Source organism: Telluria sp. LT1R51-2, from assembly GCF_059685775.1.
Window position 1 is genome coordinate 2925307 of the sequence record NZ_JCASIM010000001.1, and the last position, 13714, is coordinate 2939020.

19 protein-coding genes are annotated in these 13714 nt (G+C 60.5%); all 19 read right to left on the reverse strand.

Features of this window, described 5'->3' with window-relative positions; genetic code table 11:
* Nucleotides 1-31: 31 nt before the first annotated feature.
* The 19 genes from AC56LH_RS12855 to AC56LH_RS12945 all read right to left on the reverse strand — a co-directional run bounded on the left by AC56LH_RS12855 (nucleotide 32) and on the right by AC56LH_RS12945 (nucleotide 13705).
* Nucleotides 32-262, reverse strand: coding sequence for a DUF1799 domain-containing protein (locus AC56LH_RS12855; RefSeq protein WP_499646570.1), 231 nt, complete (start codon nucleotides 260-262; stop codon nucleotides 32-34).
* A 77-nt stretch (nucleotides 263-339) separates the two neighbouring features.
* The gene (locus AC56LH_RS12860; protein ID WP_482898112.1) at nucleotides 340-657 is read right to left on the reverse strand and encodes a phage tail assembly chaperone; all 318 of its coding nucleotides are present in this window, start codon (nucleotides 655-657) and stop codon (nucleotides 340-342) included.
* 105 nt (nucleotides 658-762) lie between these two features.
* Nucleotides 763-1395 carry a phage tail tube protein gene (locus tag AC56LH_RS12865; RefSeq protein WP_499646572.1) on the reverse strand — a complete coding sequence of 211 codons (633 nt, stop codon included), beginning with the start codon at nucleotides 1393-1395 and terminating at the stop codon, nucleotides 763-765.
* Nucleotides 1396-1484: 89 nt separating this feature from the next.
* Nucleotides 1485-1835: a DUF3168 domain-containing protein gene (locus AC56LH_RS12870; RefSeq protein ID WP_499646574.1), complete on the reverse strand. Its 351-nt coding sequence runs from the start codon at nucleotides 1833-1835 to the stop codon at nucleotides 1485-1487.
* Nucleotides 1832-2353 (reverse strand): HK97 gp10 family phage protein, encoded by a 522-nt coding sequence (locus tag AC56LH_RS12875; protein WP_499646576.1) that lies wholly within the window; start codon nucleotides 2351-2353, stop codon nucleotides 1832-1834. Before AC56LH_RS12875 ends, AC56LH_RS12870 begins: the two co-directional genes overlap by 4 nt.
* Complete coding sequence (locus AC56LH_RS12880) at nucleotides 2350-2658, reverse strand: phage head closure protein (RefSeq protein ID WP_499646581.1); 309 nt, start codon at nucleotides 2656-2658, stop codon at nucleotides 2350-2352. The genes AC56LH_RS12875 and AC56LH_RS12880 overlap by 4 nt, the downstream gene beginning before the upstream one ends.
* Nucleotides 2655-3215: a head-tail connector protein gene (locus tag AC56LH_RS12885; RefSeq protein ID WP_499646588.1), complete on the reverse strand. Its 561-nt coding sequence runs from the start codon at nucleotides 3213-3215 to the stop codon at nucleotides 2655-2657. Before AC56LH_RS12885 ends, AC56LH_RS12880 begins: the two co-directional genes overlap by 4 nt.
* Nucleotides 3212-3364 (reverse strand): hypothetical protein, encoded by a 153-nt coding sequence (locus AC56LH_RS12890; protein WP_499646590.1) that lies wholly within the window; start codon nucleotides 3362-3364, stop codon nucleotides 3212-3214. Before AC56LH_RS12890 ends, AC56LH_RS12885 begins: the two co-directional genes overlap by 4 nt.
* Nucleotides 3364-4122, reverse strand: coding sequence for a hypothetical protein (locus AC56LH_RS12895; RefSeq protein WP_499646592.1), 759 nt, complete (start codon nucleotides 4120-4122; stop codon nucleotides 3364-3366). The genes AC56LH_RS12890 and AC56LH_RS12895 overlap by 1 nt, the downstream gene beginning before the upstream one ends.
* 55 nt (nucleotides 4123-4177) lie before the next feature.
* Nucleotides 4178-5317, reverse strand: coding sequence for an acyltransferase family protein (locus AC56LH_RS12900; RefSeq protein ID WP_499646594.1), 1140 nt, complete (start codon nucleotides 5315-5317; stop codon nucleotides 4178-4180).
* A gap of 78 nt (nucleotides 5318-5395) precedes the next feature.
* Nucleotides 5396-7258: a hypothetical protein gene (locus tag AC56LH_RS12905; RefSeq protein WP_499646596.1), complete on the reverse strand. Its 1863-nt coding sequence runs from the start codon at nucleotides 7256-7258 to the stop codon at nucleotides 5396-5398.
* Entirely contained in the window at nucleotides 7258-7695 is a 438-nt protein-coding gene (locus AC56LH_RS12910; RefSeq protein WP_499646598.1) for a hypothetical protein, read from the reverse strand. Before AC56LH_RS12910 ends, AC56LH_RS12905 begins: the two co-directional genes overlap by 1 nt.
* 27 nt (nucleotides 7696-7722) lie before the next feature.
* Complete coding sequence (locus AC56LH_RS12915) at nucleotides 7723-7977, reverse strand: hypothetical protein (RefSeq protein ID WP_499646600.1); 255 nt, start codon at nucleotides 7975-7977, stop codon at nucleotides 7723-7725.
* Nucleotides 7978-8054: 77 nt separating this feature from the next.
* Nucleotides 8055-8204: a hypothetical protein gene (locus AC56LH_RS12920; RefSeq protein WP_482898103.1), complete on the reverse strand. Its 150-nt coding sequence runs from the start codon at nucleotides 8202-8204 to the stop codon at nucleotides 8055-8057.
* 61 nt (nucleotides 8205-8265) lie between these two features.
* Entirely contained in the window at nucleotides 8266-9591 is a 1326-nt protein-coding gene (locus AC56LH_RS12925) for a phage major capsid protein (protein ID WP_499646602.1), read from the reverse strand.
* 66 nt (nucleotides 9592-9657) lie between these two features.
* Nucleotides 9658-10617: a S49 family peptidase gene (locus AC56LH_RS12930; protein WP_499646604.1), complete on the reverse strand. Its 960-nt coding sequence runs from the start codon at nucleotides 10615-10617 to the stop codon at nucleotides 9658-9660.
* The gene (locus AC56LH_RS12935; protein WP_499646606.1) at nucleotides 10614-11858 is read right to left on the reverse strand and encodes a phage portal protein; all 1245 of its coding nucleotides are present in this window, start codon (nucleotides 11856-11858) and stop codon (nucleotides 10614-10616) included. The genes AC56LH_RS12930 and AC56LH_RS12935 overlap by 4 nt, the downstream gene beginning before the upstream one ends.
* A 3-nt stretch (nucleotides 11859-11861) precedes the next feature.
* The gene (locus AC56LH_RS12940) at nucleotides 11862-12035 is read right to left on the reverse strand and encodes a hypothetical protein (RefSeq protein ID WP_499646608.1); all 174 of its coding nucleotides are present in this window, start codon (nucleotides 12033-12035) and stop codon (nucleotides 11862-11864) included.
* Nucleotides 12032-13705, reverse strand: a complete 1674-nt coding sequence (locus AC56LH_RS12945) for a terminase large subunit (protein WP_499646610.1) — start codon at nucleotides 13703-13705, stop codon at nucleotides 12032-12034. The genes AC56LH_RS12940 and AC56LH_RS12945 overlap by 4 nt, the downstream gene beginning before the upstream one ends.
* Between the last annotated feature and the right edge of the window lie 9 nt (nucleotides 13706-13714).

Below are 13714 nucleotides of genomic sequence, written 5' to 3' on the forward strand. Positions count from 1 at the left end.
TAACGTGGTGCAATGTTACACCAGTGCGTGCTCAGTTACCACCTCGCATGGCCTGCAGCGCCGCTGACTCCATGACGCGAACGTCGGCCATCAGCTGCTGCCAGTCGGTGCGCGGCGCGGCGATCATGCGCAGCGCCATCGGCAGCGCGGCATAGTCCATGCCCGTGGGCCCGGACATGCCGATTCGCCACTGCGTATCCATCGTGCAGAACAGCAGGTAGGCCTGATAGTTGTCAGGCCAGATTTCGACCGACGTTGCCACCTCGTCCCGGGTCAGGCCCGCGGTCGCCAGCTCGGCGTCGGTGGGCCCGGCTTCGTAGAGGGCGGTGGCAACGTCGCTCAGTTTTTTGCGCGAGCGCCCGTCAGTTCGGCCATGTAAACGTCGAGCACGGCACGGGTCGAACCCATGTAGCGCTGCTCGAGCTTTTCAACAGCTTCTTTGCCGAAGGGCTCGTCGAGATCCCAGCCGCTGGCGACGTCCATCAGCGCGTCCGCGTTTTCGGCGCCGGGCAGAGATTCCACGAACTCCTTGAAGTCATCACGGGTGCGATGCTTGAAGATGAACTCGACGTCGGCAGCCTTGCCACCAGGGACCGGGATCGACACGATCGCCTTGAAAGTTGCGGCGACGGCCAGGGAGAGTTTTGCTTTTGCCATGATGTTTTTCTTTCAGTGGGGAGGTAAAAAAAGACCCGCGAGGCGCTACCCCGCGGGCTGGGAAAAGGCCAGCGCCGATCATTCGGCGCCAGCTGGCAACACGGATCAGTAGCGGACGACCTTGTTCTGCAGCGAGAACATCGACTTCACAGCCATGACGCTGCCCTTCGACAGGCTCGGCGACTCGTTGAACGAGCAGTAGCCGGCATACAGCAGCACGCCGCCGCCTGGGAGCAGGCCGCGCAGGCAGGTCAGCGTCACGCTGTCCGAGACCTTCTTCAGTGCAGCGTGGTGTGGCAGCGACTTATCGTCGGCGGTCGTCAGTGTGACGGTGGTGGCAGTGAAGCCGTCGGGCAGCACCACAGGAACGTCAGTGTCCACCAGCGGAACCTCGACGTTTTTGGCATCACCGCCCGAGATCTCAGCAGCGGTCACGCCGGTAATCGGCACCCAGGTGGTGATCTTGCGGACGCTGCCAGTACCGGCGCCGGCCGGGTACTGGCTGGTGTCGGTCGTGTCCAGGCCCTCGATGGTGAACGAGGTGCCTGCGGCCGCCTTCAGGCGAAACACGCGGCCGTTGGCCTTGCTCCAGCCGCCGGTGTATTCGACGAAGTCGCCGGCGGCGAATGCGTTGGTGGCGGTGAACACCGCTTCCGAAGCGTTGCTCGCGGCGCTGATGAGAACGGCGGCGGAGAATGCGGACGCCAGAGCGAACGCGATGTTATTTGGCAATTGCATATCGGCCTTTCAGGGGTAAAGCCCGGAAGCCGGGCATAAAAAAACCGCCCGGCTTTCGCGGGGCGGCTTGTGGGTAAAACTGGTACGGGTCAGCAAAACAGCATGAAGTCCTGCATGACGCCGCGGCGGTCTGTTCCTTCGTCGTAGGTGGCCACGCGCCCGGTCGCCACTTCGACCTGCAGCGCGCTGGCGGAGCGCAGCGTGTCTTCGACCAGCATGCCGATCTCGGATGCTTCGATGCGGCGCGTGGCCCAGACGTTGACCTGGATGCGCACGCGCTGCTTGTCCGGACGGTCACCCGTGAGGAAGTTCAGCGGCTCCCCGCCCACCACCTGGTAGGTGATGTACGGAGTCGGCGTGTGGACCTCGGCCAGATCGGGGAATATCCGGCCGCCGGCCAGGTTGCTCAGCGCACTGTGTACGTGTTCTTCGGGTGTCATGATTCTGTGCGGTTCCTCGCAAGTTGCTGGGTCAAGGTGCTCGTCATGGCATCGACGGCAACCTGCTTTTTGCTCTCGTACGCCGGGCGCATGAACGGGTACGCCGGCGCGCTGGCCGTGCCATACTCGAGCTCGGCAGCGCGGCGGTGAGCTTCCCACCCCGTCGTCTTGCCGGTCTTCTTGCTGAGCTTCTTGTTTCGCGGCACGAACTTGTGGCCGCGCTCGACGAAGCGCCAGTAGAAGGCATCGGTCCCGCCGTACGTGCCGGCGCGCACCGTGACCAGGTAGACCTGGCGCCGCGCGCCATCCGATTCTTCTTCGAGCCGCTTGACGATGATGTTGTTGTGGATCGTGTAGGTCTTCGCCCGTGCCCGCGCGTTGCGCTTCGCTTCGTCACAGAATGGCTCGGCGCCGGAGAACCCGACCGCGCGCAGCCCGTCCTCGTCGATCGCGCTGGCGACCTGGTCGACGGTCTGCTGCACGGCGGCCGTCAGCTGCGATGTGTCGAAGCGGATCACGATGCCGACTCGCAGACCAGGAACATGAATGCCGAATCCCGGCTATCTGGCAGCGCCGACTTGATGTCGTAGATCTTCGCCTTGAACAGCACCCGGGCGCCGGTGTCGACGTCGGCCCGCGCGCGGATCCGTATCGAGCACTTGACGATCGCCGTATCGGCGCCGGCGCGCATCACCTCGGCGCCCGACTGGAACAGAACGTCGGCCCACACGGTGGCGATATCGGGCCAGCTCTCGATCGGCTGGCCCAACGCGTCCTTACCCGAGTCCCGGCGCTGCAGCGTGATTCGGTCGTTCATGTTCATGCGATCACCACCTCTGGCCACAAAAGCCGCTTAACGTGCTCGTTCTTCGGCTGACCGCCGGACTGAAAGTGTTCACTCAGGCGCGCTAGGATGAAGCCGGAGATGGCGTCCGGCACCGTCGTATGGTCGGGTCCGTAGCCGCACCGGATCTGAACCTCGACCGAGTTGATCGAACGTCCCGTTGCCGGCCAGGCGCGGCCCGGCGCAGCAATGATGAAGCCCGGCTCGCTTTCGCCGTCGACTTGGTAGTCCTCCGGGTGGAGCGTATGCAGGACCAGGCCGGCATCGTAGAACTTCAAGTGCACTACTTGGAGCAGCGGCGGCCGGCGAAGCGCGATCGCACCGTTGAAGCCGTCCAGCGTCAGGCGCCAGGTCTGCTCCATCACCGCGCGGTTCGTTTCGCCTTCAGCTTCAGTGGTGTAGGTCCGGATAGCACGTTGGATTTCTCCGTCAAGGGGCGACGTCCCGTCTTCGCCGACGTCCACGCGCGCCGCGGTGCGTGCTTCGGTCATCGAAACCGCCAATCCGACAGGAGGAGTAATCAGCTTCCAGCTCATCGTGTCGTCCCCTGCACTGCTGGCGGGCGGCCGGCGCCGTGCTGCGTGCCAGGCGCTGCCGGCGCGCGGGCATACTCGACAGCGGCCTCTTCTTGCTGCTTGAGCAGCTCGGTATTCGGCACGCTCGGCAGTTGCGATGCATCGATCATCAGTTGTCCACCCTGTTGAATTGAATGGTTCGGTAAAAGCGCTCGCTGTTCGCACAGTCGATGCGCAGGTCGCAGTAATTGACGCCGGCCGGCAAGGTGTCCATGCCACCCAGCTTCACCAGGATCAAGGGGCCCTGGATCACCGCCGGCACGAGCTCCTCCACGCCGACCGGGAGCGCCTTCACCGCGATCGCAGTCGTGTTGCTGTCAGCCAGATCGTTCCCGATATCGCCGACGTAGTAGCTTTGATCGTCAGCATCCTTGTTGAGCGAGTACACGCCCACTTGCTGCTTGAACCAGATCGTGCGGTCGAACCGCTCGCCATTCGCGCACGTGACGCGGAAGGTGCAGAAGTTGGCCGCTCCGGTGGCGGCATTGAAACCGCCCAGCTTCACCGGGATCAGCTTGCCTTGGATGACGGGCTGCTGAAGCACTGTTACGCCGGCGACGAGCGGCTCGACGGACACAGCCGTGGTCTTACGCTCGTCCAGGTCAACCGTGATGTTCGCTACCCAGTAGCGCTCGTCGAGCGGATGCTTCTCGCTCCACCACCGCCCTGCCTCCAGGTACGGGGCATTGGGTAACCGTACGCTCGGCACAGTGCCGAACTTCACCACACGGGTGCCGCCCGGGAATGCGACCCGGCGGGATTCTGCCACCGTCGCGGCAATGACGCTGTCTTGCGCCGGTGGAGCAGCGGCGACCTGCTGCTCTCCGAATGCATATTCGCCGAAGGCGCTAGTCCCAAATCCAGTCATTGCTTAATCGCTTCCGTTGGACGTAAAAAAACCCGCTCGGGGCGGGTCTCGTTTGCTACTTCGAAAATCTGGGTCGTAGTGTCCTGTAGCCATCATGCACTTTATCAATTAGGTACTTGGTCCAACCCTGAAGCCACGGCTCTGCACGCGTAGCTATCGCCCATGAGAAGACAAAGATTATGGTGGTTGTAGTTGCCAGCGCAAGCCATCTGTTAATACCATTCGCGGCCACCCAGCCCATCATTGCGGCACCCACAATTTGATGGAGCAGATACAAAGGGTAGGTCATCATGCCTGCGATTTGAATTGCTTTAACCATGCCAACTGGGAGGGCATGCAAACTTGCGTTTGCACGCACGGAAACGACGATCAGCGCTATGGATGCAAGCCAGATAACGCAAGGGATCGCGGCAGAATGATCAGATGCCACAGCTATCTGAGCGCAACCCGTGATGCAAAACAAAATAATCCAAAAAATATTTTCCGTATCATGCTTTTTTATTAGCTCTGACCAAAGGAACACTCCCAGTGCGAAAAACATGCCGTGTTCCATCAAGAGCAACTGCGGCACCCTCCCCTCTAGTGCCCAAGCCAATTTCGGTGCGAACGCATGGATTTCGTCGATTGCATAACTAGCACGAAAGATTGCATACATTGAGCTGAATATTCCAACCACAGCCGCTAGCAATTTAATGCGTTCAAACCGAAAGAATTTGATGACAAGAAAAACCGCTGCATAAAACGAAATTTCAATCCCAAGCGTCCAGTACGAACCATCAATCCACGGCGCCCAAGGCAAGAACGCCATGCTGTGCCTGAACGCGCGATACATGTCCTCATGTTGTCGGAAACCAACAAGAATCGTAGCTAATAACGTAATGGGTGCGCATATCCATACAGCCGGCCCAAGCCGAACAATCCGACTCCGAACGAATGAGAATGCACTGGCCTTCTCGCCAGAAAATGCAATGACAAATCCTGAAATGACAAAGAAAATTTGAACTCCGACCCATCCGAATTCCGTGACTTCGTAAAGCTCAGGAAATTTCACAATGCCTCTACTCGCACTTCCAACCAATCCATGAGGGTTAGTGCCCATCAGAAAACAGTAATGGAAGGCGAGTACTAGGCATGCTGCAACGAATCGCAATACATCAAGTCCAAGGATATGCTTAGCGTTGACTACAGGTCTCAATTTACGTTCTCCTAGAATATTACTATTTTATCATGGGATTTCCATTGAGAACTATCGCAATATTGCTATTTCATTTGCTTACGCCGGAACCGGCAGTTCCCAAATAACCGAATTCGGCTGCGCCTCAAGATCAGGCAGCAGGCGCAGTTTGTTGTCCAAGCGAAGCGCTGCCGAGTCAATGTAAGCGCCGCTGTACGCGCCGACCGGGTGCGTGATCGTGTATTTCTTCCACGACGTGCCGGAATCAGTGGTCGTGAACAGGTACATCTGGTTGTTCGTGCCGAGCGTCGCCGTGATGTTGTCGTCGGTAGTCGCTGCCGTCACGATGATCTTTCCGCCGTGGTACGCGACGTGTGGCGTGCCCGCGTCCTGCGCGCCGTTGTGCGCCATCAGACGCGTGCGCACCCATTTGTTGGTGGTCGTGTTGAACTTGGCCACCCACAGGCTGCGGAAGGCTTCGTCAGGGTGCTGCCAGCTTGCGACCAGCAGGGGTTGCCCATCAGCGCCGATCGCGATGCGTGCCACGCTTGAATTGTGGTTGTAGTTGTTGTTCGGGAACGCGATGTCACTGTCGTCCGTGCCGCTGACCAAGGGAAGATTCAGCGCCTTGCCTCGCATGGTCGTGAAGGTCGCCCCGCCATCCGTCGACTTGACCAGGTTGATGTTCTGGCGCGGGTAGCCCGACATTTCGAACGGTCCATTGCCTTGCAGGAACTCAGTCGTAACGTACAGCGTGTCGACGCTCGCAAAGGCAATCTCCATACCGTAAGAGCCAAGGTACGAGGCCGCATTACCAGCGAGGAAGTCAGCGCCTTTGCGGTCGAACGTGGTGCCATTCCACTTGTAGATGCCGGCCAGGTAGCCATTGCCCCGCGCGCCCATCCACATACTGCCGTCGAACTGGTTGCGGAAGAAGCGGCGGTACGAGCAATTCCCGTCCAAGCCGGTTGGCGCAGTTGTTGCAGCCAATGCCGAAATGTCCTCGGTAGGCGATGCAACACCCCTCCAAGAAGTGTGGTGCGCCTCGCCGTAAGCTATGACCTTGCCGTCATCGGTCACGCACACGCTGCCGTCCCGGTGCCCGATGGTCGTATCGTGCGTGCCGGTGGCCAGCTGAACGTCCTGGATCATCTCGTACGTGTTCTTGTTCAGCTTGGCAAGGCGCGATTGCTGCACGCCGCCAACGGTCACCGGGGCGACAACATAGACCGCGTTGACCGTCGTCCAGATCGGCGTGTATAGCGACAGCAGCGAGATCACCTTGGTGCCTGAGTACGGCGTGTTGAAGCTCGTTGGCGACAGGTTGCCTGCAGGCGAGACGCTCGCCTCGACCAACACAGGGCTTGGGACAAGCTCGAATCCTCGGATGCGCATCGTGCCGCCGACGGTGTCCTGCTGGCGGCCCATCTTGAAGTGCGAAATGCGGCCGGCATCTTCGCGGGTGAACGAAAACGGCAGTTGCGACCGCTCGACAATACCGGCCGCTTGAGGCGGGACGAGGTTGATCACTTTGTTCGCGTAGACAGGTTTTGAAGATTCGGTCCACGGCTCATAGGCCCCATAGAATTTAACCGATGCAGGCGATGGCTGATTCGGCGTGCCGGCCAGCGACCACAGCATGTAGACGTCGTACTTTTGCCCCACGACTGCGGTATCTGCCGTGAAATGGATTTGCCCCTGTGCGTTCGGGAAAGCGTAACTGGCCGCCCCGTCAACGTCCGTGGCGGTATATGGCGAACCGGTGCTGACTGCCATTTTGGATGGCGCGATCGTGATCGTCGGGTTCACAGGGACCAGGATCGGATTGGCGCCGTCGATTGTCTGAAGTGCACCAGCGGTCTTCGCGAACAGGCCAGTCACAGCCGCATACACACCGCCCTTCTTGATGAACGTGCCGACTGGACTGACGTACGCGCCGCCCTTCTTGACCTTGATGCCCATTACGACACCTGGATGTAGATCGTGCCGTTCGGGCGGCCGTCAGAATTGCTCGGCGCAGCGGTGGACAAAACGAAGCCAGGAACAGCGCCAGCGATATCGGTCTCGAAAGCCGCCAGCTTGGCTGCAAACGACGCCGGCATCGAGTTGAAGACGCTCAGGGTTGCGCCGGCGAACGTGGCCGCCGTCGTGCCGCCCGCTGAGCTGGACAGGACTGACGTGCGGGTGAGCACCGTCGCGCTGGTGACGGTGAACAGCGACGTTTCCTTATTGCCGGCGCCATCGTCGACCATGAACGGCACGCCCGTGTCGCCGACCGCTAGCGCCCCATCAATGATGGCCTGCGCCAGCGTGCGGAAGCCCGCCACTGCCGCGCTCAGCGTGATCGTTGCGGCGCTCGTGCCGGTAGCAGTAAATTTCAAGCGGTCAGCAAATTTCATGGGGCGCGGTCTTTCGTGGGGGATCGGTTACAGATAGATGGTTTTTATTTGCCCGCGCCGCTCGTACATCACCGTAGTGATGCCGCGCGCGCGGAGCATGTCCAGTGCAAGTGCATGCGTCGCGCGGTCGATCTTGCCGACGGCGCCATGCATATACACGGTGTTGCTTGTCAGGTGGTCGACCGTGATGATGCCGTCATACGGCCTGCGTGCTTCGTAGCCTCCCGGCCCGTCGTACGCGCGGATGGTCGAGACGGTCGTTTCCATGTGCAGGTGGGTCATCACGGTTGCTTTCTCTTAGCGCTGTGCCGGGTCGACGCGCGCGGTGCGTGCCTGCCCGGCGCCGGAGATGCGGAAGATTACTTCGCTGCTTTCGCAGCTTTGGTGTCTTCTTCGTGCGGTTTTGCGACCTTCCCGTCGATCAGGATCTTGGCCTGATCGGCCTCGAATCCGGCGACGTCGCCTGGACTGTAGATTTTCCAGGGCTTGATGAATTCGACTGTTTGCATGATGCGGTTCCTTGATGAAGGGTTGGCCGACCTGCAGCAGCAGGCCGGCAGTCAGGTCGCTTTAGGCGCCCCAGGTGACCGCGGTCAGAATTGCGATCGATTCGACGTGGCGCGGACCGAAGTCGTGCTTCGCGATGACGCGCACCAGCGTTTGATCACGCTGGAAGGCGCTCACGAGATTGCCGCCTTCGTCCTTGTACGTCGCTTCCTTCGAGTAATCGATCAGAAGCGTTTCGTCTTCGCCGATGAAGCAGTCGTTGAAGTCCACGAAGTAGATTTCCGACTGGTTCGAGCTGGCGCCCAGGTTGTTCGGGATCTGGGTCGTCTTGCCGACTGGATAGCCCTTCAGGTTCCCGTCCTTCATCTCGGGGTAGACCTTGTTACCGTTGCCGTCGCGCAGGCCTTCCAGGAAGCGGAACGAACGCGGCGACATGATCCAGCCTGGCGCACCCATGTTGGCGTTCACGTTTTCCAGAGCCAGAATCAGCTTGTTCAGATCGGTTTCAATCTTTTGCAGCGTGTCACCTGCGGACGCCGCGAATTTGAAGCCGGCCAGCGCCCAGGCCAGCAGGCCTTTCGGGGTTTCCAGGGTGCCGTCGTCGCGGATAAATGCCTTGTCTTCGCGCGAGCTCATGGCACCAGTCAGGTCATCCACCACCAGCTTGTCAACGTTCGGACTCGTACCGGCGTAGGCCAGCAGGTCGTTCGAAATCGGGACCAGGCCGGTCAGCTTCTTCGCTGACAGTTTCAGGTTGTCGAAGGTCTGGCCAGTCACACCGATATCCGAATCGCTGCCGGTGTAGCCAACGACTGCACCACCCTTCAGGCGCGGCAGGGTGATGTTGCCGTTCGTGAGCGGCAGCGTGCGCGCGCCGAGCCGGCGGACAACCGACTGCGGACGCCACAGCTCGATCACCTCGCGGGCCATGTTTTGCGGGACGAGCACGCCGCCGGCGCCAGGCGTCAGGGTGTTCAGTGCCATCGCGACGTCTTCACCGAAGTGATTGTCCATCGCAAACTTGGCGGCCACCTGTTGATTGCCTTGAGCGACAACCAGTGCGCGCACCATGCGCGACATGCCGGTACCAGGCGCGCTTGGCATGCGCGGCGTCGCCGGCATGCTTGCAGCGGCGGCAGGCGGTGCCGCGGGTTGGTGGATCGCCGACAGGGCGCGGTCGACAGGCACGGCGGCCGCAGCGGCCATGCTCTCGGACGCTTCCATGCGGGTGATCTGCGCGGTGAGCTCGCCGAATTTGGTTTGCAGACCGGTGAACTCGACCAGCTGTTCCGCGGTCAGTTGACCGCCGCCGGCTTCGATCAGGGCCAGGGCTTGCACGCTGGCGTTGACCTTGGCGCGTTCGCTGCGGAGTTCGTTAATGGTTGGCATATTGCCTCTCCTAGAATTGAAAAAGCCGCCTCGAGGGCGGCTTGGTTGCTTGTCCCGCGAACGCGGTCAAATTTGGGTTTGGAGCGCCATTGCTTTTGCGCGGGCGCCGATGGATTGCTTCGAATTGCGGGAGACGCGCGCCTCACGCGCCTGGGCAGCGATGCGGTCAATGGCAGCTTGGGGCGTCTCGATACGATCGGCGAAACCGACATCGATACCTTGCTGACCCATGAACACGCCAGCCTCGGTGCTGCGCACCGCGTCAGCGCCGATACCACGGTACCGGGCGACGGAGTCAACAAACTGACCGTAATATCCCTGCACCATGTCATTCAGAAACTTGAGTGACTGGTCAGTCAGCGGCTCATGCGGACTCAGGTCGTTCTTGTGCGCGCCAGCGTAGACCGTTGTCACCTTCACGCCCATTTGCTCGTTTCGGGCCGAGACATCCATGTGCTTGGCGATCACACCGACAGAACCAACGCCTGAGGTGCGCGACATGGAGACGTTGCCAATTGCCGACGCGATCAGGTAACCGGCCGAGTAGGCGCTGTAGTGGGTGATCGCGCTCATCGGCTTGACGCCGCGCGCTTCGAAGAGGAAGTCAGCCAGCTCGAAAGCGCCGACGGTGCTGCCGCCAGGGCTGTCGATGTCGAAAGCGATTTGTTCAACCGCTGGATCTGCGAGCGCTGCGCTGACTTGGCCACGCAGCTGCTCGTAGCTGGTCATGGTTTCACATGGGTTCATCTGCATGCTGCGACTCACCAGCACGCCATGCACTGGGATGATGGCCACGCCAGTATCTGCAATCATCTGACGGCGCGATGACTCGGCCCGCATGGCGGCCGTTTCGTACGGGCCATTATCGTCATCCATCATCTGGGGCTGCGCGCCGTTGAGGCTCAGGTTGACGATGTTCAGGCTCATTTGCTGATTGGCCCATGCCGCAGCCTGGTCTAGCATCGACTCGGTCACCATGAGTGGCTGATTAAAAATCATGCCGGCGATGCGGAAACGGTTCTTCATGCAAGGATTCCTTGAATTTCGGCGACTTGCTCAGCGCTCGCCTTGACGGGCGTAACCGGCAGCGGCTTGGCCGCGTCGACCATGTTGAGTGGCTGCAGGTACGTGTTGCCACCCTTGATAGGGGGCAGGTTTTCCAGGCGACGGATGTCGTTGACGGACAGCCATCCCCACTGGCGGGCGACCGCGTATGCGGCGTAGCGTGATCCTTGGTCGCCGCGCAGCAGGCCGGAGACGTTGAACTCGATGTAGTACTCGTCCCGCTCGCTCGGGAGCAGCAGGTCGCGCATCATCGCCTGCTCGTGCCGCTTGATCCATGGCAGCAGCGTGTAGATCACGAATTGGATCGCCTGGTGCTCGATGTTCGAGAACGTGGCCTTGTCCAGCTCCCCGATCATGTGCGGCGGCACCTTGTAGATGCGCGCGATATCGAGCGAAGTCAGCTTCAGGGCCGGGATCAGCTCCGCGTCGACGTTGGTCATCGACAGGGGCTTGAACGTCATCCCCTCCTGCAGCATCGCCACGCGCTTTGCGTTGGTGCTGCCACCGTACATCTGCTGCCAACGGTCGGTGATTCGATCAATGACGCTCTGGTCCTTGATCGGCGACGACTCGCGCGGCCGCTCGATCACACCCGACAGCGCGGTCCCGTTCAGGAACGACTTGCCGGCGTACTGCTGGATCGCCTGGGCGTGGCCGATGGCGTTCGCGTGCAGCATGATCGGCGACATGCCGACGTAGTTGTTCAGGCTCCACCACCGTACGTGATGCACCATCCGCTGCGGAATCGGCTCTTGGCCATCGATGCGGTAGTACGGCAGCAGGTCTGGGCCCTTAAGCACCTGCACACTCTCGGTGTCGACCGGGTACAAGCCGGTGACAGTGCCGTCGCCGTCCCGGCCGATCAGGCTGATCGAGTTGCCTCGGGTGCCAGCCTTCAGCTGGCTGTTCTCGCGGTATTCGAACGGCGTCTGCCACTCGTTCGGGGCATACGCCAGGATCCTGTAAAGCGGATGATCCTTGGCCGGCTCGCGACCACCGTCCTCAGTACGGCGGAACAGCTCGAGCGGCAGTTGCGCGATGCTTTCGGCGATCAAAGTTACGCACGCCTGCAGCGAAGTCAGCGTGAGGGCCGACTCGACCGTCACCAGCGGTCCCGCATCAGAGCGCGCTCCACCCAGGCCGGACAGCCAACTGCCGCCGCCGGCGCTAACCTGCGGGCTAAAAAACTGTTTGGCGAACATCCGTTATTCCTTGATGCCACCGCGCGCCATGGCGCGGGCAACGGTGTAAGACCAAAACAGCAGGCCAGCGCCAGCGACGATGAAGCCTGCTGGGAGGAAGATCATCCCGGCGCCGACGGTAATCGAAAGCAGGCCGATGATGCCGGCGACGAGGGTCGCCCAGTCAATAAAGCTCATATGCAAACGCCCTCGTCGTAGATTGATGTGGTCTGATTCGGGACTGGATCCAGTGCCATTAGTGAGACGGCATTGAAGAGCGCCATCAGCGGGTCGATCTTCGCGATGCCCGATGCCTGCTTCGTGATGAGGAGCGCATTTCCGCGCGGCTCGACCTTCGCATTGCCTACGCACCAGTTCATCAGAGGCTGGCCACCGTGCAGGAGCACGCCCTCTGCCAGCTTTCGCTCTGTCACGCTGATGGGGCCAACGAGTTTCCAGCCCTGAGGGATGCCGAAGCACATGGCTTCGTCAATTCCGGCATCGATCAGTGCCTGGAACATCACCTTGTGCGTCTTTTCCGGGTCCAGGCCAACCGATGCAAGCAACCCGGACTCGTTGATCTCCTTGACGACAGCGGCCACGGCGGCGACGTCACCGGGCAACTGCTCGATGATGATCAGATCGCCCTGTTCCTTGAAATCTTCGTAACGGCTCTCTTCGCTCTTGCGCCGGTCGAGTGCGATCGGATGTGCCCAGGCGCGCGTCCAAACTAGCCACTTTCGGGTCGCGCGCTCGCGCCCGACAACAGCCAGGCCCAATAAGTCGTCCAGGCCGCCGCCATCGATGCCAACTGTGATCACTTCGCAGCGCTCGAGCAGCTGTTCGAGCGTCAAGCCCGGCACCTTGGCCTGTTGCTCCCAAAAATCCGCGCCAGCCCAACGATCGGAGCGCAGATTCAAGCCGATCTCGACATTCAGATGCTTGGCCAGGAACTGCTGGAACTTGCCGTCCGTCCGGTGCTGCATCTTGCGCAGCTGATCTTCCAACCACTCGGCGCTCACGGAGCGCCCGATGTTTGGGTTAGTGATGTAGTAGGTCGAGGAGTCGAGGTAGGCTTTGGCCTTTACCATGGCTGCCGGGTACTCATAGAGCACGCCCAGCGATTTCTGATCGTGAATCTTTCCGTCTCGTACATCACGGAAATAGTTCAGCTTATCTTTGTAGACGCCGGCTGGCGGCTCGTCGCTTTGGGTGGTCAGGTAGATGACCCATCCCTCATCACGAGAAACCTGGCCACCCAGCGCTTCCATAAACATCGCCTCGGCATTGCCACGCTTGCCGAACAACCAATGCTCGTCAACCAGCACCTTTCCGGACTTTTTTCCGGACACGGTGTCAGTGTCAGCTGCTACGACCTTCAAAGAGGCGCGCGATACGCGATGCGTGATCGTCCGAACATGGTCCTGGACGTGAAAAAGCGCCAGTAGCTCGTCGTCGGCGCGAACCATCGCGGCGGCGGGCTTGAAGCTGTTGTCGGCTACTTCCTTGGTTGGCGCCAGAATGAGGTGCTCTTCTTCGTCGCGCCAGCACAGGATTACTGCAGTCAGCATGATGCCGGCGGCGATCGTCGATTTCGTGTTCTTCTTACTGATCAGCAGATAGTACTCGCGGATCATCTGCTTACCAGTTTCGGCGTCGTAGCCACCGAAGATCGCAGCGACGAAGTCGAACACCCATTGCTCACTGCACTCGCCGAACGTCGGCTTGCCAGGCAAGTCTGTCACCTTCAATTCTTTGAAGATGGCCAGCGCCTGCTCGGCCTGTTGCGGGAAAATCGGCGGGGGAATGATCGACAGCTTGGCCTTTATCCTGTCTTCCCAATCCGGACAGGCGGTAGACCATTCCATATTGTCGTC